This is a genomic window from Streptomyces sp. NPDC048639 (genome assembly GCF_043199075.1).
Lineage (GTDB): Bacteria > Actinomycetota > Actinomycetes > Streptomycetales > Streptomycetaceae > Streptomyces.
In genome coordinates this window covers 319,088-343,791 of record NZ_JBICVP010000009.1, presented here as the reverse complement: position 1 = coordinate 343,791, position 24,704 = coordinate 319,088, and the positions used below count along the sequence as shown (strand labels likewise).

General features: G+C 69.6%; 18 protein-coding genes and 1 tRNA gene. 6 read left to right on the top strand and 13 right to left on the bottom strand.

The genetic code is table 11. The features are described from left to right. Window positions 1–68: 68 nt before the first annotated feature. Together ACGFNH_RS25565 and ACGFNH_RS25560 are read left to right on the top strand one after the other, a co-directional pair. Window positions 69–272, top strand: a complete 204-nt coding sequence (locus ACGFNH_RS25565) for a helix-turn-helix domain-containing protein (RefSeq protein WP_393657420.1) — start codon at window positions 69–71, stop codon at window positions 270–272. Between the two features lie 63 nt (window positions 273–335). Then, window positions 336–1,745 carry a tyrosine-type recombinase/integrase gene (locus ACGFNH_RS25560; protein ID WP_393657418.1) on the top strand — a complete coding sequence of 470 codons (1,410 nt, stop codon included), beginning with the start codon at window positions 336–338 and terminating at the stop codon, window positions 1,743–1,745. 47 nt (window positions 1,746–1,792) lie between these two features. Here the strand turns inward: ACGFNH_RS25560 and ACGFNH_RS25555 are convergent. From ACGFNH_RS25555 to topA, 6 genes are all read right to left on the bottom strand, one after another. Then, window positions 1,793–1,866: transfer RNA gene (locus ACGFNH_RS25555), tRNA-Thr, on the bottom strand. 214 nt (window positions 1,867–2,080) lie between these two features. After that, window positions 2,081–3,676 (bottom strand): alpha/beta hydrolase, encoded by a 1,596-nt coding sequence (locus ACGFNH_RS25550; protein ID WP_393657416.1) that lies wholly within the window; start codon window positions 3,674–3,676, stop codon window positions 2,081–2,083. A 149-nt stretch (window positions 3,677–3,825) separates the two neighbouring features. Beyond that, entirely contained in the window at window positions 3,826–5,085 is a 1,260-nt protein-coding gene (locus ACGFNH_RS25545; protein ID WP_393657414.1) for a DNA polymerase III subunit delta', read from the bottom strand. Between the two features lie 184 nt (window positions 5,086–5,269). Beyond that, window positions 5,270–6,181 (bottom strand): glutaminase, encoded by a 912-nt coding sequence (locus tag ACGFNH_RS25540; protein ID WP_393657587.1) that lies wholly within the window; start codon window positions 6,179–6,181, stop codon window positions 5,270–5,272. A 352-nt stretch (window positions 6,182–6,533) separates the two neighbouring features. Continuing rightward, complete coding sequence (gene tmk / locus ACGFNH_RS25535; protein ID WP_393657412.1) at window positions 6,534–9,812, bottom strand: dTMP kinase; 3,279 nt, start codon at window positions 9,810–9,812, stop codon at window positions 6,534–6,536. Between the two features lie 102 nt (window positions 9,813–9,914). Next, window positions 9,915–12,758 carry a type I DNA topoisomerase gene (gene topA, locus ACGFNH_RS25530; RefSeq protein ID WP_393657410.1) on the bottom strand — a complete coding sequence of 948 codons (2,844 nt, stop codon included), beginning with the start codon at window positions 12,756–12,758 and terminating at the stop codon, window positions 9,915–9,917. A 208-nt stretch (window positions 12,759–12,966) separates the two neighbouring features. Here topA and ACGFNH_RS25525 point away from each other — a divergent pair, with 208 nt between their 5' ends. Then, the gene (locus ACGFNH_RS25525; RefSeq protein WP_393657408.1) at window positions 12,967–14,559 is read left to right on the top strand and encodes a recombinase family protein; all 1,593 of its coding nucleotides are present in this window, start codon (window positions 12,967–12,969) and stop codon (window positions 14,557–14,559) included. A gap of 270 nt (window positions 14,560–14,829) precedes the next feature. Here ACGFNH_RS25525 and ACGFNH_RS25520 read toward each other — a convergent pair whose 3' ends face one another. From ACGFNH_RS25520 to ACGFNH_RS25510, 3 genes are read right to left on the bottom strand one after another with little or no spacing between them, the layout of a single operon-like run. Continuing rightward, a complete protein-coding gene (locus ACGFNH_RS25520) occupies window positions 14,830–15,867 on the bottom strand; it encodes a WXG100 family type VII secretion target (protein WP_393657406.1) in 1,038 nt (345 codons plus the stop codon). Then, a complete protein-coding gene (locus ACGFNH_RS25515) occupies window positions 15,867–16,292 on the bottom strand; it encodes a WXG100 family type VII secretion target (protein WP_393657405.1) in 426 nt (141 codons plus the stop codon). The genes ACGFNH_RS25520 and ACGFNH_RS25515 overlap by 1 nt, the downstream gene beginning before the upstream one ends. Before the next feature lie 42 nt (window positions 16,293–16,334). After that, window positions 16,335–17,027, bottom strand: coding sequence for a hypothetical protein (locus tag ACGFNH_RS25510; RefSeq protein WP_393657403.1), 693 nt, complete (start codon window positions 17,025–17,027; stop codon window positions 16,335–16,337). A gap of 757 nt (window positions 17,028–17,784) precedes the next feature. Here ACGFNH_RS25510 and ACGFNH_RS25505 point away from each other — a divergent pair. Next, complete coding sequence (locus ACGFNH_RS25505) at window positions 17,785–18,192, top strand: TM2 domain-containing protein (RefSeq protein WP_393657401.1); 408 nt, start codon at window positions 17,785–17,787, stop codon at window positions 18,190–18,192. Between the two features lie 70 nt (window positions 18,193–18,262). Beyond that, window positions 18,263–18,652, top strand: coding sequence for a DUF2752 domain-containing protein (locus tag ACGFNH_RS25500; protein ID WP_393657585.1), 390 nt, complete (start codon window positions 18,263–18,265; stop codon window positions 18,650–18,652). Between the two features lie 137 nt (window positions 18,653–18,789). On the opposite strand, the gene ACGFNH_RS25495 is transcribed toward ACGFNH_RS25500, so the two are convergent. Beyond that, window positions 18,790–18,921 carry a hypothetical protein gene (locus ACGFNH_RS25495; protein ID WP_393657400.1) on the bottom strand — a complete coding sequence of 44 codons (132 nt, stop codon included), beginning with the start codon at window positions 18,919–18,921 and terminating at the stop codon, window positions 18,790–18,792. Between the two features lie 14 nt (window positions 18,922–18,935). On the opposite strand from ACGFNH_RS25495, the gene ACGFNH_RS25490 reads away from it, so the two are divergent. Further along, the gene (locus tag ACGFNH_RS25490; RefSeq protein WP_393657398.1) at window positions 18,936–19,211 is read left to right on the top strand and encodes a TM2 domain-containing protein; all 276 of its coding nucleotides are present in this window, start codon (window positions 18,936–18,938) and stop codon (window positions 19,209–19,211) included. Window positions 19,212–19,319: 108 nt separating this feature from the next. Here ACGFNH_RS25490 and ACGFNH_RS25485 read toward each other — a convergent pair whose 3' ends face one another. From ACGFNH_RS25485 to ACGFNH_RS25475, 3 genes are all read right to left on the bottom strand, one after another. Further along, entirely contained in the window at window positions 19,320–20,894 is a 1,575-nt protein-coding gene (locus ACGFNH_RS25485; protein WP_393657396.1) for a methyltransferase, read from the bottom strand. A gap of 58 nt (window positions 20,895–20,952) precedes the next feature. Next, window positions 20,953–21,516, bottom strand: coding sequence for a small secreted protein (locus ACGFNH_RS25480; protein ID WP_393657394.1), 564 nt, complete (start codon window positions 21,514–21,516; stop codon window positions 20,953–20,955). A 132-nt stretch (window positions 21,517–21,648) separates the two neighbouring features. Further along, entirely contained in the window at window positions 21,649–24,060 is a 2,412-nt protein-coding gene (locus tag ACGFNH_RS25475) for a sodium-translocating pyrophosphatase (protein WP_393657392.1), read from the bottom strand. Between the last annotated feature and the right edge of the window lie 644 nt (window positions 24,061–24,704).

Below are 24,704 nucleotides of genomic sequence, written 5' to 3'. Positions count from 1 at the left end.
GCGGCTCCTGGGCGGGGTTCTGTCAGTTCTGTCAGCGGTTCCCCCTTCCCGCCGAGGAGGCACCCCGGATGAGCACCGCGATCGCCACCCCCGTCGACCGACTTCTGTACAAGCCCGACGAGGCTGCCGAAGCGCTTGCCATTGGCCGCTCCACCGTCTACGAGCTGATGGCCGAAGGCGTCCTGAAGTACATCAAGTTGGGCCGCACGCGTCGCATCCGGCGAGCGGACCTTGAGGCGTACGTGGAGAGTCTCGCCCCGCTGCCCAACTGACCAGAGCCCGCCCCGAGGCGCCCTGAGCACTCCGCTCGGGGCGCCTCTCGCATGGAGGAGCACATGAGCCCCCGCAAGCCCAATATGGAGTCGTCCATCTACTTCGGCGCCGACGGCTGGTGGCACGGCAGAGTCACCATGGGCGTGAAGAGTGATGGCAGCCCCGACCGCCGACATCGGCGTGCCAAGACCGAGACCGAAATCAAGCGCAAGGTCAGGGTGTTGGAGCGCCAGCGAGAGCAGGGCCGAGCCCCCGCCGCAGGGCGTAAGCCGACCGTCGAGCAGTGGATGGAGACCTACCTCACCGACATCGCGAGTCTGAAGCTCAAGCCACGCTCCTTGGATGACTACTGGTCCAAGACCCGCAACGACATCGTCCCCGGCGTCGGCAAGCACCGCATCGACAAGCTGCAGCCGGAGCACCTTGAGCGGATGTACCGGGCGCTACTCGATGCCGGGCGCGCACCGTCCCACGTGGTGAAGGTTCACCGCATCCTGTCGCGGGCCCTGAAAATTGCCCACCGTCGCCGCATCGTCGGCGAGAACGTCGCCACGCTCGTGGACCCGCCGAGCATCGACGAGACCGAGGCGAACCCCTTCACGAAGGAAGAGGCCAAGGCGTTCCTCGAAGCGGCAGCGAAGCGGCCAACCTCCATGCGGTGGATCGTGGGCGTCGGTATGGGGTTCCGCCAGGGCGAGACGCTCGGTCTGCGGTGGCCGTACGTGGACCTGGACACCGAGTTGTTCCGCCCGGAGTGGCAGCTCCAGAGGCTCACGTGGCGCCATGGCTGTGACGATCCTCGGGCCTGCGGCGCCCGCCTCCACCGATTCGAGCCGTGCCCGCCTGACTGCACCACGCATCGGAACTACAAGCGGGGCTGCCCGGAGCCCTGCCCCAAGACGTGCGCCAGGCACGCGAGTGCCTGCCCGCAGCGCAAAGAAGGCGGACTCACCTTCACCCGGCCCAAGACCAAGAAGAGCCGGAACGCCGTCCCGATCCCGCCCGTCTTCATCCCGTTCTTGCGCGCCCACAGGGCACAGCAAGCAGAGATGCGCGCCGCCGCCGAAGAGCTGTGGGAAGAACACCAGGTGGTGTTCTCACGGCCGGACGGGCGCCCCCTCGACCCAAGGCAGGACTACGAGGAGTTCAAGGAGCTGCTCGCCGAGGCCGGAATCGACGACCGCCGCCTGTACGACGGGAGCCGTCACACGGCCGGCACGATCCTGAACGAGTTGGGCGTCGACATGCCCACGATCATGGAGATCCTGCGGCACACACAGATCAGCCAGACGAGGCGGTATGTGAAGGGCAGGTCACACCTGTCGAAGGACGCGATGCGGCGCATGGGCGAGTTCTTCGTCCCCGCTCCCCCGACCCCCAATCCGGGCCCGGATTCCGGCCCCACTGAGACCAGAACTGAGACCCCCGACTCCCGCTCGGCTCGCTCCCGCCGCCGTCGCCGCATCCGCTGAACGACAAAACCCCAGGTCGGATCGGATCCGACCTGGGGTTTCAGGTGAGCCGCCTAGGGGAGTCGAACCCCTGACCTACGCATTACGAGTGCGTCGCTCTGGCCGACTGAGCTAAGGCGGCGAGCTGCGGATGCGCCCGGTCCCGTCGTGCGTGACCTGGTGCCGCAACGGCGCCAAGTCTACACATTCAGCCGGGGTGCCTCGTACCCCGACCGGGCGACGAGGGCCACCCCCGGGAAGGCATGGGCGCAATGCCCTAAATGCCGCCCTCCCGGAACGTCCACCCACCCGGCGCCGGACCTCCGGATGGATCGCACCGCCGCCCCCTCCGCACGCTAGGTACAGCGCGTGCCGTCCTTCGGAGCCTTGCCCTCCAGCAGGTAGGTGTTGATCGTCGAGTCGACGCAGTCGCTGCCGCGCCCGTACGCGGTGTGCCCGTCGCCCTCGTACGTCAGGAGCGTGCCCGAGCCGAGCTGGCCCGCCAGGGCCTGGGCCCAGCGGTACGGGGTCGCAGGGTCGCGGGTCGTGCCGACCACGACGATCGGGGGTGCGCCCTTCGCCTCGATGCGGCTCGGGCGGCCGGTCGCCTCCACCGGCCAGTACGTGCAGTTCATCGCCGCCCACGCCAGGCCCGTACCGAAGACCGGAGACGCCTTGCGGAAGGACGCCAGCGCCTTGCGCACGTCGTTCGGGCCGTTGAAAGCGGCAGGGAGGTCAAGGCAGTTGACGGCCGGGTTGGCGAACATCAGGTTCTCGTAGGAGCCGTCGGCGTCGCGCTCGTAGTAGAGGTCGGCGAGGCGCATCAGCCCGGACCCGTCACCGTCCATCGCCGACTGCAGGGCGCTGCGCAGCTCCGTCCAGGCGCCCTCGTCGTACATCGCCGCGATCACGGCCGTCGTCGCCAGGGACTCGCCCAGCTTGCGGTCCTCGCCGGAGGGGACCGGGTCCTTGTCGAGCTTGGTGAAGAACGCCTGCAGACGTCGGCCCGCGTCCTTCGCCGTGCCCTTGCCGAGCGGGCAGTCCTCGCGCCGTACGCAGTCCTCCGCGAAGGCGGTGAAGGCGGTCTCGAAGCCCGCCGTCTGGTCCCGGTTCATGGTCAGGGCGGGGAGGGAGGGGTCCATCGCACCGTCCAGGACGAGGCGTCCGGCGCGCGACGGGTAGAGACCCGCGTAGGTGGCGCCGAGGAACGTGCCGTACGAGGCGCCGACGTACGTCAGCTTCTTGTCGCCCAGGGCACCGCGCAGCACATCCATGTCCCGGGCCGCCTCGACGGTCGAGACATGGCCGAGGACCTTGCCCGAGCGGTCCTGGCAGCCCGTCGCGAAGTCCTTGAAGGTGGAGACGAGTTCGTCGACCTCTTTCCGGTCGTCGGGCGTCTGGTCGATCTGGGTGAAGGTGTCCATCTGCGAGTCGGACAGGCAGGTGACGGGTGCGCTGCGGGCCACGCCGCGCGGGTCGACGGCCACCATGTCGTAGCGCGCCCGCACCGGTTCCGGATAGCCGATGCCGGCGTAGCTCTGCAGATAGCCGATCGCAGAGCCGCCCGGTCCGCCCGGGTTCACCAGCAGGGAGCCGAGTCGCTTGCCGGGGCCGGTCGCCGTTCTGCGCGAGACGGCGAGCTTGACGTCGCGGCCGTCCGCCGGGTTCGCGTAATCCATCGGCACCTTGAGGGTGGCGCACTCGAACCCCTCGATGCCGCACTCGCGCCAGCTCAGCTTCTGGTCGTAGTACGGCCGCAGTCCGGCGGGCACGGCGGCGGGCAGCGGCTGCAGCACCTGGACGGCGTCGGCCTTCTTCTGCGGCTGCCGGTTCACCGCATTCGGCGAGGCGGAGGAGTCCGACGACGAACTCCCGGAGGAACAGCCGGACATCAGAAGGCCCGCGACCGCCAGGACGGTCCAGGAGGTGCGGAACAGACGACTGGGTTCCATGCGGCGATCCCTCGTTCAGTTCTTCGCGTGGGGTGTTCGGAGCGTATCCGTCCGGACACCGTCCATGCGTGGTCCGCCGTCCTCGTACGGGTGAGAGCGTGTCCGGGACGGCAGCGCGCGCTCCCGTACGCGCCCGCGGCCCGTGCCCGTCATCCTTCGCGCAGGGCCATCGTCATGGCCTCTACCGCCAGCAGCGGCGCGACATTGCTGTCCAGGGCCTCGCGGCAGGCGAGCACCGCGTCGATGCGGCGAAGGCTGCGCTCCGCGGTGGAGGACCGCGCGACGCGCTGAAGGTCGTCGCGGACATCGGTGTTGGCGATCGCCACGGTGGAGCCGAGCTGCATTGCGAGGACATCGCGGTAGAAACCGGTGAGATCGGTGAGCGCCAGGTCGAGGCTGTCGCGCTGGGTACGGGTCGCACGCCGCTTCTGCCGGTCCTGCAGCTCCTTCATCGCGCCCGCGGTGCCGCGCGGGAGGCGCCCGCCCGTGCCGGATGCGGCGCCCAGCGCGGCCCGCAGCTCCTCGGTCTCCTTCACGTCGACCTCCTCCGCCATCTGCTTGGCGTCCTCGGCGGCGGCGTCGACCAGCTCCTGGGCGGCCTTGAGGCAGGCGCCGACGTCGTCGACGCGCAGCGGCAGGCGGAGCACGGCGGCGCGGCGGCTGCGGGCCCGCTCGTCCGTGGCGAGCCGGCGGGCCCGGCCGATGTGGCCCTGTGTGGCGCCCGCGGCGGTCGCGGCGAGGCCGGGTTCGATGCCGTCGCGCCGCACCAGCACATCGGCGACGGCCTCCACCGACGGCGTACGGAGCGTGAGGTGGCGGCAGCGGGAGCGGATCGTCGGCAGCACGTCCTCGATGGAGGGCGCACAGAGAAGCCAGACCGTACGGGGTGCGGGCTCCTCCACGGCCTTCAGCAGCACATTGGCCGCGCCTTCGGTGAGGCGGTCGGAGTCCTCGAGGACGATCACCTGCCAGCGGCCGTTCGCGGGCGAGAGCTGGGCGCGGCGGACGAGCTCGCGGGTCTCCTTCACACCGATCGACAGCACGTCGGTCCTGACCACCTCGACATCGGCGTGGGTGCCGACGAGGGCGGTGTGGCAACCGTCGCAGAATCCGCAGCCGGGGGCGCCGCCCAGGGCGCGGTCCGGGCTGACGCACTGCAGCGCGGCGGCGAACGCCCGGGCGGCGGTCGCCCCGCCGGAGCCGGGCGGTCCGGTGAACAGCCAGGCGTGTGTCATCTTCGACGACCCGCGGGCCTCGTCCGGATCGTCCGGGGGCGCGGGCGTGAGGTCGAGCGCCCTCGCGCTCCGCGCCTCGGTCTCCGCGGTCACGATGGCGTCGGCATCGCGGGCTGCGGCGGCGAGTTGCTCGGTCAGCCGCTCCTGCCCGACGACGTCGTCCCATACCGCCATGGCTGCCCCTTGCCCCTGCCTGCCGATGCTTCCCGTGCCCCGCGCCCGCGCCGCGTACGTGCCGTTCCGTGCCTTCCGTGCCGGGCGACCCGATGCCGTTGTCTCTCGCGGCACCCATTGTGGTCCACCGGACCGACAACGGGCGACGCCCGCCCCCGCCCGCGGTCTTGGAGACGCGCCACGCTCAGAAGACGGAGAGGCCTGTCAGCGTCGTGAACCGGTCGAGCGCCGCGACCCCCGCCACCGAGTTCCCGCGCGAGTCCAGCCCGGGGCTCCAGACCGCGAGCGTGCACAGCCCCGGGATGACGGCGATGATGCCGCCCCCGACCCCGCTCTTGCCGGGCAGCCCCACCCGGTACGCGAAGTCGCCCGCCGCGTCGTACGTCCCGCACGTCAGCATCACGGCGTTGACGCGTTTGGCCTCGCTGAGGGACAGCAGCCGCGAGTCGTCGGTCCGTACCCCGTGGCGGGCCAGGAAGAGGCCGGCGGTCGCGAGGTCGGCGCAGCTCATCGTGATCGAGCACTGCCAGAAGTAGTGGTGCAGGACGGTCGGTACGTCATTGCGCATGTTGCCGTAACTGGCCATGAAGTACGCGAGCGCGGCGTTGCGGTCCCCGTGCGCGGACTCGGACTCCGCCACCTCCCGGTCGAAGCCGAGTTCCGGATTGCCGCTCTCCTCGCGCAGGAACTCGAGCAGTTCGCTGCTGGCGTCGCCGGTCAGGCTGTGCAGATGGTCGGTGACGACGAGGGCTCCGGCATTGATGAACGGGTTGCGCGGTATGCCCTGCTCCCGTTCGAGCTGGACCAGGGAGTTGAACGGATTGCCGGAGGGCTCGCGTCCGACGTGTGCCCAGAGTTCCTCGCCGCCGCGGGCCAGGGTGAGCGCCAGGGTGAAGACCTTGGTGATGGACTGGGCGGAGAACGGCTCGCGCCAGTCCCCCACGCCGTGGACCTGACCGTTGACGTCGGCCACGGCCATGCCGAAGCGCCGGGGGTCCACCGATGCCAGCGCCGGTATGTACTCGGCAGGGCGGCCGCCACCGATCTGAGGTGCGACGTCCGCCGCCACTTGCTCCAGGATGTCCTGGTAGTCCAACGCGGCTCGGGTCACCGCCTCATTTTCCATCGCGCACGGGCGGGACGGCACGCGGGGGGCAGGACGCACCGGGCACGACGAGCCTGTGCGCAGTACAGGCGCGGGGGCCCGCCGCGTACGACCGGCCCACGGCGCAAAGGCGCGGGGTCCGCTACGCACGATCCAGGGGATTCCTGCGGGCCGGGCCGGCGCCAGCTGCGACCGGCATCTTGGGAGCTGCCCGGCCAGCTGCGACCGGCATCTTGGGAGCTGCCCGGCCAGCTGCGACCGGCACCTCGGGTCCGGCCCGGAGAACGCGGAACGCCCGGGGCCCGGCATCAGGTCCCCGGGGCCCCGGGCGTTCCGTCGTACGTCAGCGGCCCCTGCCGCGGCCGTTGGTGTCGTCCTCATCGCGGGGGCCGAGCAGTTCGTCGGCCAGGCTCGGGAGGTCATCGAGCGGCGTCTCCTCGGCCCAGTCCGGGCGCCGCCGGCGCGGGCGCTCCGGGGACGCCGGATCGACCTGCGGCATCTCGCGCGTGCGCTCGGGCTCGCGCGGGGCCGCCGGCTCCGAACCGCCGTCGTCGGCGCGGAAGAGCCACGGCGGTACGCGGTCGGCCGGATCCCCCGGCCGCTCCTGCCCGCCCGCGGCGTCCTCGGGACGTACGGGCGGGAGGACCGCCGTCTCGTCCGCGCTGCCCGGCACCGGGGGCTTCGGCAGGACGGCCGTGTCCTCGGCCTCCGAGCCCTTCGCCGGGCGCGCCTCCGAGCCCTTCGCCGGGCGCGCGCCGCCCTCCGGCTCGTCCGAGCGGATGGGCCGCAGCACCGCCGTCTCGTCGTCGCTCCGGGAACGCCGCTCCTCGGAGACGCCGGTGTCCTTCCGGTCCACCCGCGGGGTCGGGACGGTCTGCGCCGGATCCGCTGCTCCCGTCCGCCCCTCGCCGGTACCCGGAACCGGCGTCTCCACCGTCGGGTCCTCGTCGCCCGCCTTGGACTTGGAGGCCGCCCGGGCAGCGGCCGCCTCGGCCTCCAGACGCGCCTCCTCCGCCCGCAGCAGTGCTTCCTCCGCCTTGCGCTGCTTCTCCAGGCGGCGGGCCTCGGCCTCGGCCCGCAGCCGGGCCTCCTCCTCCGCCCGGCGGCGCAGCTGCTCCTGCTCGGCCCGGCGTGCGGCCTCCTCGGCCTCGCGCCGCTTGCGCTCCTCCTCGGCGGCCTTGCGAGCCTCCTCGGCACGCAGGCGCGCCTCCTCCGCCTGGCGCTCCTCCTCGCGGCGGCGCGCTTCCTCGGCGTCGCGGCGCTTGCGCTCCTCCTCCTCGGCACGCAGCCGGGCGAGCTGCTCCTGGCGCTCGCGCTCCAGTCGCTCCTCCTCGGCCTTGCGTGCGGCCTCCTCGGCCTCGCGGCGCTTGCGCTCCTCCTCGGCGGCCTTGCGGGCGTCCTCGCGGGCCTGGATCTCCGCTTCGGACAGCGGCAGCATCTGGTCGAGCCGGTGGCGTACGACGGTGGTGACCGCCTCCGGTTCCTGTCCCGCGTCGACGACGAGATAGCGCGCGGGGTCCGCCGCGGCCAGCGTCAGGAAGCCGGCGCGCACGCGCGCGTGGAACTCGGGCGGCTCGGACTCCAGCCGGTCGGGCGCCTCCGTGAACCGCTCGCGTGCGGTCTCCGGCGCGACGTCCAGCAGAACCGTCAGATGCGGTACGAGGCCGTCCGTCGCCCAGCGCGAGATGCGGGCGATCTCGGTCGGCGAGAGATCGCGGCCCGCGCCCTGGTAGGCGACGGAGGAGTCGATGTACCGGTCGGAGAGGACGACGGCGCCCCGGTCGAGGGCGGGCCGTACGACCGTGTCGACGTGCTCGGCGCGGTCCGCCGCGTAGAGCAGCGCCTCCGCGCGGTGGGAGAGGCCGGCGCTGGAGACGTCCAGAAGGATCGAGCGCAGGCGCTTGCCGATGGCCGTCGCGCCGGGCTCGCGGGTGACGACCACCTCGTGGCCCTTGGCGCGGATCCACTCGGCGAGAGCCTCGACCTGGGTGGACTTCCCGGCCCCGTCGCCGCCCTCGACGGCGATGAAGAACCCGGTGGCGGCCGGTGCCTGCGCGGGCTCCCCACCGCGCAGCGCCTCCCGCAGATCGCGGCGGAGCGGCACACCGGACCGGTCGTCCGTCTTACCGAGCACCAGGACCGCCAGCGGCAGTAGCAGCGCGCCGACGAGCATGAGCGTGAAGGCGGCACCGCCGTGCGCGAAGACGAAGTCCTCGCCGGCGAGGCGGTGCGGGCCGATGGCCGCGGCGAGCAACGGGGCCGCGATCGCCCCGATGCCGACGAAGACGCGTACGACAGCGTGCAGATGCTCGGTCGTACGGCTCTGGCGGCCCTCCTCGGTCTCCAGGTCGAGCAGGGTGTGACCGGTGTGCGCGGCGACGCCCGCCGACGCGCCCGCGATCAGCGTGATCAGCAGCACGGTCGTGGCATCGGGGACCAGCCCGGCGACGAGCAGCGCGAGCCCGGTGACGGCGGTCGCGATCGCCAGCAGCCTGCGCCGGGACAGTGCGGGCAGGACGCGCGGTGCCAGACGGATGCCCGCGACCGTGCCGGCGGTCAGCCCGAAGACCAGCAGGGCGAACAGGACCGGACCGCCGCCCAGGTCGTCCGCGTGCAGCGCGGAGACGGCGACAGCGGCGGCGATGGCGGCGGCCACTGCGGCGCAGGTGAGGACGAGCAGCGGAATCGCACCCGTACGTCCCTTGTCGGCGGAGGTGCCGGTACGGGGCCGGCGCAGGCCCTCGAGGGGAGACCGCGGCCGGGGCGTCGCCCCGCCGGGCAGCTCGATGAACCAGAGCACCGACACGGACGCGGCGAAGAGGCCCGAGGCGACATACGAACCCAGGGCCGCCTGGTGCATGTCGAACCACTCGATGCCGGCGGCCAGGAGCTTCCCGAGAAGCGTGACGACGACCAGCCCGGCGGCGGCGATCGGCAGCGTGACGAACGACGTGCGCAGCCAGAGGCGGCGCAGGGCGTCGTTGTGGTCGGGCAGCGGGCGAACGGCGGCGCCCTCGGCGGGAGGTGCGGGCAGCAGAGCCGGGGCGGCGCCGTCCTTGGCGACCGTCCAGAACCGCTCGGCGACTCCTGCGACGAAGACGGTGACGAGAAGGATGGAAAGGGCGTTGGCGGGGGTCCAGTCGATCCACAGGGGTGCGACGACGAGGAGCGCCAGCCGCACCACGTCCGCGCCGATCATGGTCCAGCGCCGGTCGAGGGGCCCGCCCTCACGGCGCCCGGAACGCCGCTCTCCGGACGACCCGGAGGACGATGTCGCGCGTCCCTTCTCCGGCCCCGGCGCCGTCAGCGACGACAGAGGCCCGAGGAGAACGGCTCCGAAAAGGACAGTGGCGACGAGTCGTGCCCCGAAGACGGCGGCGACGGCGAACGCGGCACCGCGATAACCGCCCCCGAAGGAGCCCTCCGCGACCGCCGCCTGAAGCGACAGCAGGAGGAGCACCAGCAGACCGAGTGCGTCTCCGATGCCTCCGACGAACTGGGCACTCCAGAGTCGTCGCAGCGGGGGGAAACGCAGCAGGGCGCGTACGGCGCGCTCGCGTGAATCTGCGGCAAGGGCGTCGGATGTGGGGGTCACGACCGTTGGCTGCTCGGCTCGCGTCATCCCGTCAGCCTATCGGGCGTGGCCGAATCCCTGTCGCCCCGCCCCGAACATGTGCCCGTACGCCGGGCCCGCCCCGCGACAACAGCGCGGCGGGCCCGCCTCTCAGCCTTCGTCGTCGACGGGCGCCTTGGCCGTGGCGGTCTTCTTCGCCGTACTGCCGGCAGCCGCCGTGGCCTTCGTCGTCTTCTTGGCGGTCGTCTTCTTCGCCGCCGTCTTCTTGGCCGCGGCCTTCTTCGCCACGGTCTTCTTGGCCGTCTTCTTCGCGGTCTTCTTGGCCGGGCCCTTGGCGCGCTTCTCCGCCAGCAGCTCGAAACCGCGCTCCGGAGTGATCGTCTCGACCTCGTCGTCCCGGCGCAACGTCGCGTTGGTCTCGCCGTCCGTGACGTACGGGCCGAAGCGGCCGTCCTTCACCACGACCGGGCGCTCGCTCACCGGGTCGGTGCCCAGCTCCTTCAGCGGCGGCTTCGCCGCGGCACGCCCGCGCTGCTTGGGCTGGGCGTAGATCGCCTGCGCCTGCTCCAGCGTGATCGTGAAGAGCTGGTCCTCGCTCTCCAGCGACCGCGAGTCCGTCCCCTTCTTCAGGTACGGGCCGTAGCGGCCGTTCTGAGCGGTGATGTCGTTGCCCGACTCGGGGTCGGTGCCGACGACGCGCGGCAGCGACATCAGCTTGAGCGCGTCCTGAAGCGTCACCGTATCGAGCGACATCGACTTGAACAGGGATGCCGTCCGCGGCTTGACCGCGTTCTTGCCGGTCTTCGGCGTGCCCTCGGGCAGGATCTCGGTGACGTACGGACCGTAGCGGCCGTCCTTGGCGACGATCGCGCGTCCGGTCTCCGGGTCGGCGCCGAGCTCACGCTCCCCGCTGGGCTTGGCGAGCAGTTCCTTGGCCAGTTCGACGGTCAGCTCGTCCGGCGGCAGGTCCTCGGGGACGTCGGCGCGCTGCCCCGGCTCGCCCTCGGTCTCCGAGGCCTTCTCGACGTACGGACCGTAGCGGCCGACGCGCAGCACGATGCCCTCGCCCACCGGGAACGAGGACACCTCGCGGGCGTCGATCGCACCGAGGTCGGTGACCAGTTCCTTGAGGCCGCCGAGGTGGTCGCCGTCGCCGTTCCCGGCCTCGGCCGCCGCGCCCGCGGCGCTCTCGTCCGAGCCGAAGTAGAAGCGCCGCAGCCACGGCACGGCCTGGGCCTCGCCCCGCGCGATGCGGTCGAGGTCGTCCTCCATCCTCGCCGTGAAGTCGTAGTCGACGAGCCGGCCGAAGTGCTTCTCCAGCAGGCCGACGACGGCGAAGGAGAGGAAGGAGGGGACGAGCGCGGTGCCCTTCTTGAAGACATAGCCGCGGTCGAGGATGGTGCCGATGATCGACGCGTAGGTGGACGGGCGGCCGATCTCCCGCTCCTCCAGCTCCTTGACCAGGCTGGCCTCGGTGTAGCGGGCCGGGGGCTTGGTGGCGTGGCCGTCGGCGGTGATCTCCTGGGCCGACAGCGGGTCGCCCTCGGTCACCTGCGGGAGCCGGCGCTCACGGTCGTCCAGCTCGGCGTTCGGGTCGTCGGCGCCCTCCACGTAGGCCTTCATGAAGCCGTGGAAGGTGATGATCTTGCCGGAGGCGGAGAACTCGGCGTCCCGGCCGTCGCCGGCGCGGCCACCGACCTTGACGGTCACGGACTGACCGACGGCGTCCTTCATCTGGGAGGCGACGGTCCGCTTCCAGATCAGCTCGTAGAGCCGGAACTGGTCACCGGTCAGGCCCGTCTCGGCCGGAGTGCGGAAACGATCACCCGAAGGCCGGATCGCCTCGTGCGCCTCCTGCGCATTCTTGACCTTGCCCGCGTAGATCCGCGGCTTGTCCGGCAGGTAGTCGGAGCCGTAGAGCTGCGTGACCTGCGCACGGGCCGCCGCGACCGCCGTGTCCGACAGCGTCGTGGAGTCCGTACGCATATAGGTGATGAAGCCGTTCTCATACAGCTTCTGGGCGACCTGCATCGTCGACTTCGCGCCGAAGCCGAGCTTGCGCGACGCCTCCTGCTGGAGCGTGGTCGTACGGAACGGGGCGTACGGCGAGCGGCGGTACGGCTTGGACTCGACCGAGCGCACCGAGAACGCGGTGTCCTGCAGGGCGTCGGCAAGCGTCCGCGCGGCGGCCTCGTCCAGGTGCAGCACCTGGGAGCCGTCCTTGAGCTGCCCGGTCGACCCGAAGTCGCGGCCCTGCGCGACCCGTCGGCCGTCGACCGTGGACAACCGGGCGGCGAAGGTGCCGGGGTCGCTCGCGTCACCGGCGCGGCCGGTGGCGAAGGTGCCGGTCAGATCCCAGTACTCGGCGGAGCGGAAGGCGATGCGCTCGCGCTCCCGCTCGACGACGAGCCGGGTCGCCACGGACTGCACACGGCCTGCCGACAGCCGCGGCATGACCTTCTTCCACAGCACGGGCGAGACCTCGTAGCCGTAGAGACGGTCGAGGATGCGGCGGGTCTCCTGGGCGTCGACCAGCAGCTGGTTGAGCTCGCGCGGGTTGGCGACGGCCTCGCGGATGGCGTCCTTGGTGATCTCGTGGAAGACCATCCGGCGGACCGGGACCTTGGGCTTGAGGACCTGCTGGAGATGCCAGGCGATGGCCTCGCCCTCGCGGTCCTCATCGGTGGCGAGGAAGAGTTCATCGGACTCCGCCAGCAGCTCCTTGAGCTTGCTGACCTGGCTCTTCTTGTCGGCGTTGACGACGTAGATCGGCTCGAAGTCCTGATCCACATTGACGCCGAGCCGCGCCCAGGGCTCGCCCTTGTACTTGGCCGGAACCTCGGCGGCGCCGTTGGGCAGGTCGCGGATGTGCCCGACGCTGGCCTCGACGACATATCCCGGGCCGAGATAGCCCTTGATCGTCTTGGCCTTGGCGGGCGACTCGACGATGACGAGTCGACGGCCGCCGTTCGCGGTCTCGCTGGTCGGGGACACCTTCGCTCTTCTCTCCGGTCGACGCCTGGATGGTCTGGGGGCACTGCGCTGACGCTGCGGAGTGTGACGGTACCTCCCGGCCCCGTGTCAAACGGGAAAAGCCCGCAACGCCACTCGAACGGTAACCCGATGTACGTTCTAGCCATTACAGTACACAGACACACCGCACGGGGGTGTACCAGTGAAGGCTACGTCCACGTGGCGAATCGTGCCGGAGCTTGAGAAGGCTCTAGCCGAAGGAATCACCGCCGCAGAGTGGATCGGCGACAGGCCCCCCATCTGCTCCTACGCCCGCATCAGCGAGGACAAGCAGGAGGAGAAGGCGGTCAGCGTCGGCCGACAGCACGCCAACAATGACAGGGCCGCCGAGGGTCTGGGCTGGGTAGTCGTGGCGCGATACACGGACACCCACCTCACGGCCGTAGACCCGGACATCCAGCGGCCGGCCTTCCTCCAGATGATTCGCGATCTCCGCGCAAGGCGGACCGCTGAAGGGGTGCCGGTCCAAGGGATCATCTCCGCGGCCGAGGACCGGGTACGTCGCCTGCCGGAGGACTTCCTGCGGGTCCATCGGGCCCTGACCGTGGACAGCAAAGGCTGTTTCTACGCCGTCGACGAGCAGCGACACATCGATGTGCACTCGGACGGCGCTCAGGTCGTGGGTCTTGGCACCTCCTCCGGAGACGAGAGGGAGGTCAAGAAGATCAGGCAACGCACGGCTCGATCGGTCCGGGACCGCGCGAAGGAAGGCAAGCAGTCCGGCGGGCACCGCCGCTTCGGCTGGATGGCGGCGGACAAGAAAAGCGGTCGCCCTCACAACCACGTTCTCGATCCAGGAGAGTCCCAATACCTCCGCCAGGCCATTGAAATGATCATGGCAGGCAAGTCGGAGCGGACCGTCACTCAGTGGCTGATCAAGGAGGGGGTCCTCACCGTAAAGGGAGGGAAGTGGACCAGCACCACGGTCCGCAACATGGTCAGCAACCCAGCCATTTGCGGATACCGGATGCTCGACGGTGAGCTGGTACGCGACCAGGAGACCGGTCAGCCACTGGTCGGCACGTGGGAGACGATCGCCACCCCTGATGAGTGGCGGAGCGTCCTCGGCCGCTACACCAGCTACTACAAGGTGGATCCCAGGACGCTCAAGGGCGATCCCAGCCGCGGGACGCGCGGAACGCGCCGCAAGGAGGTCACCCGGACTCGTAAGTACCTGCTTTCCGGCTGCCTTCGCTGCGGCCGAGTGGACATGTCCCGGAAGACATGCGGCTCGGCGATGGTGGGAAACCCCAAGTCCGCCCGCACTCCCCACGGTTCGTACGCATGCAACTCGTCCAACTGCCAGGGGGTTGCACGGCGGATGGATCTGGTCGACGAGGCCATCGAGAAGCTCGTCCTCAACGTGCTCGCACAGCGATTCTCTGCCACTGAGCCGCAGAGCGAGGAGTGGCACGGGCAAAGCACTCTGGACTCCTTGCGGGAACGGAAGCGTCTTCTCAAGGACGGCTACAAGAGCGGCCAGGTGCAGGCCACCGACTTCTTCGAATTGATCGCAGCGCTGGACGACCGGATTCGAGAGTCGGAGAAGGACAGAGACGACTTTCTGACGGAGCAGGAGGCGCGCAACTTCCTGGCGGGCTTCACCGAGGAGCGTTGGAAGAAGTTCGACCTTCGGCAAAAGCAGCTCGCAATCGGAGCCGTCATTCAGGAAGTAATCGTCAAACCCCTTCCCGAAGGTCGCGCCACAAGGGCGCCTTTCGACCCCTCGCTGCTCGAGGTGGTCTACCGCCCTGCGACATGAGGTAGTCACCGCAGACTCTCGATCTGCCCCTCACCAGTACGAGGGATTACGAGGGGCAGATTGTGGTTGCTCCTGACCCCGCTCAGCTCCGTCGCGTAAAGCGCAAAGACCAGAACATGCCGGCTTCGCCTCAGCTCCCGCAACCGGCCCGGAGAGGCCATCAGCCTGCGGGCAATACCGTCTCAGACCGAGAGCTCCCAAGGCGCGGCGCTACAGGCAGCAGAAGGACACTGCAAAGACTGTCGATGGAGCTTGCCGCGCCTCTTCCACTCACCCGAAGACGTCGCCGACAGTCCTGCCCCGGTGCTCCGGTGACTCTCCGAGGCGCTCGTCAAGGCTCTGACCCTCAGGGCGTTCCTCGTACTGCATTCGTTCGTCCGCAGCCCTTGAACCCCCCTCTGTGAGTGGATCTCCGAGCTCGGTTACGTCACCAGCGCCGGCTGCCCCCATTCCCAGACCTCTGGCGTACTTCTTGGACTTCTTGTGGCCGATGTACTTTGCGTATTCCTCCGGGGTGCCGAAATCCCTACCGCGCACCCTGTCGATTGCCGCCCTGGGCAGGCCGCTCATCTTGCCGTTCCACTTGACCTTGTCCTCCGCACCGTCCCACCCCTTGAGGGCGTTCTTGTAGGCGTCTCGGTCATTCTTCCCTCTCGCGCCCAGCCTCTTCAGTTCCCTCTGTAGCTTCCGAGCCTTCTTGATCGCCTTGATCCGCTTGGCCAAGTCGGAGAGTTTGTCCGCCAACTTCGCCGTGATCCTCGCGGCCTTCGCTACTCGCATCGCCACGCTGGCGCCGGAAATTGCGGCACTGATGGCCGCACTCGCACCCGCCGTGAGGACCGAAAGCAGCGCCCCAGCGGTTAGATATACGAGGACGGCCTCCACAAGCTCGACGAGTAGCATCATCATCAGTTCTTCGGCAAGCGCACACTCCGCGGCGGCCGCTTCCAGCAATTCCGCGATGGTGTCCATATCGTCGGCTTCGCCGAGTAGAGCAGCTTCGATACCGCTCATTCGCTTCGCAAGAGCGTCGGCTGCTTCACCGGTCCAAGAATCTCCGAGAATGCGCCGCTCGGCCACCATGTCATCAACGGTCGAACGCAGATCACGTGCAGCGGACCGCCAGTCAGCAGCCCTCTCCAGCAACAGCTCGTTGTCGCCGCTCACCATCTCCAGCAGTTCGTCGGCCTGGACGAATTCGAGAACCCCCTTTATGGCATCGTCAAGTACTCCGGCAAGTGGATTGCTCCAGTCGAGAACGTAGTTGATACGGCTCAGAGCATAGCCCGCCGTGGCCCCCACACCCATCAGAGGCCACCCCCGAAGCCGGACACCGCGTCGCGGTCAGTTGCATCGTAATCATCTGCCGATTCGTTCAAGTTCGCAGCGAAACTGCGCAGCATCTCGGCACCGTTCCCCAGATCATCACCCGACTCCGTCAGCTGCGCGTTGTAGTCCTCCCGCAGCACCTCAGCGTCTGGGAGTTTGCCGAAAACGCTGCCTTCCAACCCAAGCCCCTGGGTGCGCCGTTCAAGTGATTCCAGCCTGCCTGCAGCATGGCCCAGCGCCTTGGCATAGCGTCGCAATGCGTCACTCTCGACATCAAATTCCTGGCTTCCCATACACATTTCCGTTTCGTCGACCCCGAGACCGCCTCCATACGGCTTGGCGGCTATGCGCCCCCCTTGCGGGCGCCAACCTTCGGGAACAGAAAATCCACCGACCATCGTCAACTACCCAACGATGATGCACCTCTTCCGAATCTCAACCACCGGTTACTCACCGGGCCATCGTCGCCCACCGCATGACGGAAAAGCACCGCAAAGCGCTTCTTCCTGACCCGAACAATCCCACACGCGAAGCCATGAATCGTCCGCGAACCAGAGATCCACCGACGTGGCCCCCTTCGCCCGACGTGCCTTCAACACATCAGTACGCCGAACACCCCAACCCAGCTCTGCAGGTCCCAAATCGCGCGCGTTACGAGCCCTCATGACGCGGACGATGAGGACGCGATCATCTGTGATGACCAAGAGCCTGTCGTAATCGGCGTCACACTGTGCATGCAATGCGATCACCAATTGGCCGCCTTGACTCTCCCAGGATCCATAGAACGTCCGCTTGGCAGTGCCCGGAAAATCCACGTCTGGTGGCGCGATCCACTCCATTGCACCTGAGAGGACGTACGCACTGGCAGCCACACCCAGCAGATTCTTGCTGTCCGCCTGCTGACCGTTCTTCCATTGATCGAACGCCCGAGGATAGAGCTCCTTCGGAGGCGCCGGCTTCGGCTGTCCGCTGGAGATCCGGTGGATCGAGCGCAGTTGCTCGCCCTCGGCGAGCAGGCCGAGGACAAAGGGGCGGTAGTCCTCCAGGCCGACGTGCCCTGACCATTGACGCTTGACCCCAGCCCAGACCTCGGGTGCCCTGTCCGCCGCGCTGCGGGCCAGCCCGCCCGCGACACCCATGACGCGACCGAGACGTCCGCGATTCGCTCCCGATTCCCCACTCATCGCCGCTCCGATTCCTAGTGACCACGCTTCGTTCGGGCCAGCCTCGAAAGGCCGTGGCCAGGCAAGCGCGGCAACCAATATCAGGGCAGTCACCTCGCCCACAGACCCACACGTGTGTCTCGCAGGCAGCGGTTCCACGACTGAGCCGTCATCGATCTCCTCGACCGACAACCGCCGCCCGCGACATGCGATCCGCAAAAGGGCGCAGGCCCCAGTGAACTCGCCTACTTCTTCGATTCCGTTCCACCGAACTCCACCCCTGGCCACCCTGGGGACGATCGCCGAGCCAAGCGGCTGCTCGGGCCACGACCTTCCACTCGGGCACAGCTGGCTGATGAGGCTCGGATCGTCGGCGGGCAGCAGCACCTCCCGGTGAGCCGCCGAGCCGGTTGCATCGTGCCCCGAGCACACAACTCAGCTGTCGCAGCCCGACGCTGGCTCCGTCCAGGACCAGGTCCCTCAGTTCCTCCTGACCAACGCGGGCCGCCCTACTGGGCCGTCGCGCGAGCAGGAGTTCAGTGCGTGGCGACGTTCTGGACAACCCGGGTGTTCAAGCACTTCGCTGACCCCGAAGCCTGGCCACGTAGCCAATTGAGCGTCCTGTCTGCCGCCCGGACCGAAACCTGGCGGGCGTCTGCTGGCAGGATGGCCCGGGGCCGTGCCTACCGGCCGCACCCGAAACCAGTTCCGCTCTCCATCATCGGGGGTTCTTGTGTCCGATCAGTATCCCTACGGTCCACCGCCGAACCCGCAGAACGGCGGATACGGCTACCCGCCGGGTGGCCAGCCCGGCCCGGGGCAGCCGCCGTACGGCGGCGCCACGCCCGGGTACGGCTACCCGCAGGGAGCCGCCGGCGGTGGCTACTCCGACCCCAACGCGCCCTTCGGATACGACCCTTACGGCCGTCCGTACTCCGACAAGTCGAAGATCGTCGCGGGCGTGCTGCAGCTCTTCCTCGGCACCTTCGGCATAGGCCGGTTCTACCTCGGCCACGTCGGTCTCGCCCTCGGCCAGCTCTTCACCTGCGGCGGCCTCGGCATCTGGGCGCTGATCGACGGGATCGTACTGCTGACCAGCAACAACACCACGGACCAGCAGGGCCGCATCCTGCGTGGCTGAGTACCCGCGCACCGGCGGTGAGGCCGAGGTCACGGCCGCGACCCGGACGGGATCCGTCCGGGCAGCGGCCGTGCGCGCCTTCCGTCATCCGGCCGCGCCGCCACTCGCCTTCCTCCTGGCGGGCGTGGCGACCGCGGCCTACCTGTGGGACCGGAACCCGCACGAGTCCGGCCACTTCCTCCCGCGCTGCCCGTTCAACTGGGCGACGGGCCTGCTCTGCCCGGCGTGCGGCGGCACGCGCATGGCGTACGACCTGATGCACGGACGGATCGACGCCGCGTTCCAGGACAACGCGCTGCTGCTGCTGCTCGGGCTGCCGGCCGCGGTGTATCTGTGCGGGCGCTGGCTGCGCGAGGGTCTGCGGGGGCGGCGCTACCGGGTGTCCCTGGGGTCACGCGGTACCGCCGCAGTCATCGGCACGGCCGTGGCCTGGGCCGTCGCCCGCAATGTGATCGGCTGACGGAACCACGGCGCCACGCGCCGCCGGCCGACCGGTGGCGCGGCGAAAACGCGGCGAACAACGCCGCGAAAAAACAGGGATCCGTCGGGCCGAACGGCTGACGAGCGATCCACCGAAGCCTCCCCGCCCCCGCGAGATCACCGCTCGATCACGATCACTGTGGCGAGCAACCGCGTGCCCGCGTACGGAGTCTTGGTCTGCACTGCCTCCCAACGGCCCGCCGCCGCGGGCCCCTCGGGCGGCAGATGTCCCAGCAGATGAAGATCCACGAGGAGCAATCTCCGTGTCGTACCCCGCCCAGCCTCCGTCCGCCGAGGCTCCGTACGGTGTCGCCCCCAACGGCCAGCCCTACTCCGAGAAGTCCAAGATTGTGGCCGGCCTGCTGCAGCTCTTCCTGGGCGGCCTCGGCATCGGCCGCTTCTACACCGGCTACACCGGCATGGCGATAGCCCAGCTCCTCACCTGCGGTGGCCTCGGCGTCTGGTCGCTGATCGACGCGATCATCTTCTTCGTCAGCGAGACGCGCACCGACAAGCAGGGGCGCCTGCTGCGGAGCTGACCCGGCCCCGCGCCGACGGCCAACACGGGCCCGCGTTCCGGAACTCCGGGACGCGGGCCCGCTTCCGTACCGGCCCGCTCTCCATGCCGTGCGCCCGCTGTGCCGGGGTCACGCCTCACGGGTCGGGTCCCGTTCGAGAGCACCGGCCCCCGGGTCCGTGACCGGGTCGAGGAAGCCCTGCTCGACCAGCAGCCGGATCGACTCGGGCGTACGGTCGCGCAGCAGCACCGGGTCCTCGCCGACGAGTTGGGCGATCGCGTCCAGGATCCGGCCCGCGGTCATTGTCCCGTCGCACACGCCCGCGAAGCCCGCGCCCACGGTGTCGACCCGCGTCGCCCGCCGCATACCGCGGTTCTGACGCAGCACCACATGCTCGGGGTCCTCCGCCCCCGGCAGTCCCACCTGCTCCTGCACCACCTCGCCGGCCAGCCGGAAGCGGCCGGCGAGCAGCGCGGCATCGTCGGTGCTGCGCAGGAAGTCCTGGCGTTCGAAGTGGCTGCGTACGGATGTTCCGAGGGGCTGCTCGACCGGGTACGGCCACTCCTCGGTGATCACGGAGGGGCGGTCGGCGCCGGACTTGCGCAGGGTGATCCAGCCGAAGCCGACGGCCCTGGCCTTACGGGCCTCGAACTCGTCCAGCCAGACGTCGTAGCGGGCGGCGTACTCGGCCGGATCGCCCCGGTGGTCGCCCGCGTCGCGGAGCCACAGCTCCGCATACTGCGCCACGTCCTGCACCTCGCGCTGCACGATCCAGGCGTCGCAGCCGGCGGGCACCCAGGACGCCAGCCGTTCGCGCCAGTCCTCGCCCTCGATGTGCTGCCAGTTGGCGAGGAGTTGGAGGTATCCGCCGTCGGCGAGGTGATCGGCCGAGCCCTGGACGAGCGCCCGGCACAGGTCGTCGCCGCCCATCCCGCCGTCGCGGTAGGTCAGGCGGGCGCCGGGCGAGATGACGAACGGCGGGTTGGAGACGATCAGATCGAACCCCTCGTCGTCCGCGACCGGGTCGTAGAGCGATCCCTCGCGCAGGTCCGCCGCGGGCGCGCCGGAGAGGGCGAGCGTGAGGCGCGCGAAGCCCAGGGCGCGCGGGTTGACGTCGGTGGCGGTGACCCGGGTGGCGTGCTGGGCGGCATGCAGCGCCTGGATGCCGGAACCGGTGCCGAGGTCGAGCGCCCTGGCGACGGGGGTGCGGACGGTGATGCCCGCGAGCGTCGTGGACGCGCCGCCGACGCCGAGGACGAGCTGGGAGCGGTCCACGCCCGTCACACCGGTCGTACCCGCGCCGATGCCCCCGGCGCCCCCGACCGCGCAGCCGAGGTCGGAGACGATCCACCAGTCCTGGCCCTCGGGCCCGCCGTAGGGGCGTACGTCGACGCTCGCCCGCACCTCGTCCCCGTGCAGGACCAGCCAGCCGTCGGCCACGCAGTCCTCGACGGGCAGCGCCGCAAGGGCGCGCTCGTACGGGACCGTGGCCTGCAGCAGGAACAGCCGGACCAGTGTCTCCAGCGAGGAGTCGCCCCGGGTGGCCCGCAGGGCGGGCACGGTCTCGCTGCGGGCGAGGGCGGCGTACGCGGGCGCACCGAGCAGGTCGAGCAGCCCGTCGGCGGTGAAGGCGGCGGATTGCAGCGCCTCGCGCAGCCGGGAGGTGCGGTCGGCGTCGGGCGTGGGGAGGGTGTGCGTACTCACCGGATCATTGTCGGGCCTGTGAGCACGGGCCCGCGCACGCCGGGCCAGGACGGGCCGGTCAGGATGCCTTGGTCGGCGTCGCGGACGCGGGGCGCTGGCACCCGGACTGCTTGCTCATCGCCGTGCCGACCTCACCGGACTGCAGCTTCTTGATCGCGTCGTCCCCGACCTTGTTGACCTTGCCGAGCTGCGTGGCGACGCCCTTGAGCCCCTCGGCGAAGTCGGCCTGGTCCTTGGTCTTGAGCTTGTCCACGGACGCCTTGAGCTCGGCGTACGCCTTGGACGTGGCGTCGAGCTCCTTGACCGCGTCCGACTGGACCGTCTCGCCGCCATCGACCGGCGGGGTGCCCGCCTTCTCGACGGAGTCGGACATGGCGGCGTAGGCGGCGGAGATCTTCTGGAAGGCCGCGGAGTCGGCCTTCTTGATGTCCGCCGGCTTGCCGTCCGCCGCTGTGGACGTGATCGACTCGTTGGCCTTGGTGATCTTGCTCAGCTGTGGCTGGACCTCGTCACAGACCTTCTTGGCGTAGCCGTCGACCTCGCTGTTGTCGTCGCCGCAGCCCGAGAGCGCCATCAGCAGTGCCGCGCCGCCGGAGAGTGCGGTCACAACCTTTTTGTTCACGATCGGTCCCTTCCATGGCCTACGGCCCCGGAACATACACGGCGGGGCGGGTGCCGCGCCCCTGGGCACAGCACCCGCCCCGCCGGCGGAACGGCCCTCGAGCCGCCCGCCGAACCGACCGAAAACCCCTGGTCAGCTGGAAACCACGGCAGGATCACCGGTGGCGTCACTGGCCTGGTTCTCGGCCTTGCCGGAGTTGCCTTCATCACTCACGACGATGCCGCGCCGCTTCGAGATGTAGACCGCTCCGACGACGATCGCGATCGAGACCACAGCCACGACGGCGCGAATCCCGGCGCTGGCGTCGTCCCCGTAGGAGAACTGCACCACCGCCGGGGCGATGAGCAGCGCCACCAGGTTCATGACCTTCAGCAGCGGGTTGATCGCGGGGCCCGCGGTGTCCTTGAACGGGTCGCCGACGGTGTCGCCGATGACGGTCGCCGCGTGGGCCTCGCTGCCCTTACCGCCGTGGTGGCCGTCCTCGACCAGCTTCTTCGCGTTGTCCCAGGCGCCGCCCGAGTTGGCGAGGAAGACGGCCATGAGAACACCGGTGCCGATGGCCCCCGCAAGGAACGATCCGAGGGCTCCGACACCGAGGGTGAAGCCCACGACGATCGGGGCCATGACCGCGAGCAGGCCGGGGGTGGCCAGCTCGCGCTGCGCGTCCTTGGTGCAGATGTCGACGACGCGCCCGTACTCCGGCTTCTCGGTGTAGTCCATGATCCCCGGGTGCTCACGGAACTGCCGCCGGACCTCGAAGACCACGGCTCCTGCCGACCGCGACACCGCATTGATCGCCAGGCCCGAGAAGAGGAAGACGACGGCGGCGCCGAGGATGAGTCCGACGAGGTTGTTCGGCTGTGAGATGTCCAGGCTCAGGCCCAGCTCCCCGGCCTTGGCGTCCACGTCCGCGACCGCCGAGGCGATCGCGTCCCGGTACGAACCGAAGAGGGCGGCCGCGGCGAGGACGGCCGTCGCGATGGCAATGCCCTTGGTGATCGCCTTGGTGGTGTTGCCGACCGCGTCGAGGTCGGTGAGCACCTGGGCTCCCGCGCCCTTGACGTCGCCGGACATCTCGGCGATGCCCTGCGCGTTGTCGGAAACCGGGCCGAAGGTGTCCATCGCGACGATGACGCCGACGGTGGTCAGCAGGCCGGTGCCCGCCAGTGCGACCGCGAACAGCGCGAGCATGATCGACGTACCGCCGAGCAGGAACGCCCCGTACACGCTGAGTCCGATCAGCACCGCCGAGTACACGGCGGACTCCAGACCGAGGGAGATGCCGGACAGGATGACCGTCGCGGGCCCGGTCAGCGAGGTCTTGCCGACGTCCCGTACGGGACGCCGGGTCGTCTCGGTGAAGTAGCCCGTGAGCTGCTGGATCAGCGCGGCCAGGACGATGCCGATCGCGACGGCGATGAGCGCCAGCATCCGGGGGTCCCCGTCGTGGGCCGCGATGGCCGAGTCGGTGACGCCCTTCAGGTCCGCGTAGGACGAGGGGAGGTAGGCGTAGACGGCACCGGCCACCAGCACCAGGGAGATCACCGCGGAGATGAAGAAACCGCGGTTGATCGCGGACATGCCGCTACGGTCGGAGCGCCGCGGGGCGACCGCGAAGATACCGATCATCGCGGTGACCACACCGATCGCCGGAACGAGCAGCGGGAAGGCGAGGCCGGAGTCGCCGAAGGCGACCTTGCCGAGGATCAGCGCGGCGACGAGCGTCACGGCGTACGACTCGAAGAGGTCGGCCGCCATTCCGGCACAGTCACCGACGTTGTCGCCCACGTTGTCCGCGATGGTGGCGGCGTTGCGCGGGTCGTCCTCGGGGATGCCCTGCTCGACCTTGCCGACGAGGTCGGCACCGACGTCCGCGGCCTTGGTGAAGATGCCACCGCCGACACGCATGAACATCGCGATCAGCGCCGCGCCGAGACCGAAGCCTTCGAGCACCTTGGGCGCGTCGGCGGCGTAGACCAGGACGACACAGGAGGCACCGAGGAGACCGAGGCCCACCGTGAACATGCCGACGACGCCGCCCGTACGGAAAGCGATCTTCATGGCCTTGTGGGACACATCGGTGAGGTCCTTGGCCGGCTCACCCTCTGCCGGCGTCGCCTCACGGGCGGCCGCCGCTACGCGCACATTGCTGCGGACTGCCAGCCACATGCCGATATAGCCGGTCGCCGCGGAGAAGGCGGCGCCGATGAGGAAGAACGCGGAACGCCCTGCGCGCTGCGTCCAGTTGTCCGCGGGAAGCAGCATGAGCAGGAAGAACACCACCACGGCGAAGATGGCGAGGGTGCGCAGCTGCCGGGCCAGATAGGCATTCGCGCCTTCCTGGACGGCCGCGGCGATCTTTTTCATGCTGTCGGTGCCCTCGCCCGCGGCGAGCACCTGGCGTACCAGCACCATGGCGACGGCGATCGCCGCGATCGCCACCGCCGCGATGACCAGCACAATCAGGCGATTTCCGCTGGTCAGAACGGCGGCTGCGAGTGAAGAGGTGTGGTCCTGCTGAAGAGGGGTGAAGGGCCCCGCCATTCGTCCTCCTTGACGTTTGGCACATGGGCGCGCGCAGCCAGTCCTTGCGACTCCTTGTGACAAGAACAGCCGCCACGCTCAGGCGTCCTGAGCTCAAGATGTGGACGGATTCTAGGGAGGGGGGCTTGATCAAAAAAGGGCGCGACAAGGGGAATTCGCCGGGACCGGTGAACGGACCAGCGAAGATCAAATGAGCGGCCGTCGATAAATTCACCAGGACGAAGGAAAGTGATCAACGTGCTGACGCAAGGAAAATGATCTACAGAGCGCCGGAAAAGGATCTCTGTTCGGTAGGAGTCCCCTGTTCAGCGCCCTTCGGAGGGCAGCGCGCGGCAGTGATTGATGGAGGGTGACGGCAGCGCCGGAGGTGGGCAGCGGTGGTCGCCGGCGGCGCTTGCGCGGCCGGCACGGGGCGGCCGGGTCGCCGAGGTTCGCGGCCGCTGCTCAGCCGAATTCATGGCGGCACAGGGTCATGGTCCGGCCCCGTACACGACAAACCCGCCAATCGGCGCGCTGTCGCGGATTGGCGGGTTGTGCACAGTCGGGTCCGCCGAGAGCAGGCTGGCGCCAGGGCTGGGCGCGGCCCAGGCTCCCGCTCGCGGGTGCCTGGTCGGGCCACAACGACGAGATCGGGGCCGGCCTCA

Bases quoted from the DNA above. Each gene is read 5' to 3' on its own strand.
- ACGFNH_RS25565 (WP_393657420.1), top strand. From the start codon at position 69: ATGAGCACCGCGATCGCCACCCCCGTCGACCGACTTCTGTACAAGCCC.
- ACGFNH_RS25560 (WP_393657418.1), top strand. From the start codon at position 336: ATGAGCCCCCGCAAGCCCAATATGGAGTCGTCCATCTACTTCGGCGCC.
- ACGFNH_RS25550 (WP_393657416.1), bottom strand. From the start codon at position 3,676: ATGGAACCCAGTCGTCTGTTCCGCACCTCCTGGACCGTCCTGGCGGTC.
- ACGFNH_RS25545 (WP_393657414.1), bottom strand. From the start codon at position 5,085: ATGGCGGTATGGGACGACGTCGTCGGGCAGGAGCGGCTGACCGAGCAA.
- tmk (WP_393657412.1), bottom strand. From the start codon at position 9,812: ATGACGCGAGCCGAGCAGCCAACGGTCGTGACCCCCACATCCGACGCC.
- ACGFNH_RS25520 (WP_393657406.1), bottom strand. From the start codon at position 15,867: ATGGGTGTGGGGGCCACGGCGGGCTATGCTCTGAGCCGTATCAACTAC.
- ACGFNH_RS25510 (WP_393657403.1), bottom strand. From the start codon at position 17,027: ATGGGTGTCGCGGGCGGGCTGGCCCGCAGCGCGGCGGACAGGGCACCC.
- ACGFNH_RS25475 (WP_393657392.1), bottom strand. From the start codon at position 24,060: ATGGCGGGGCCCTTCACCCCTCTTCAGCAGGACCACACCTCTTCACTC.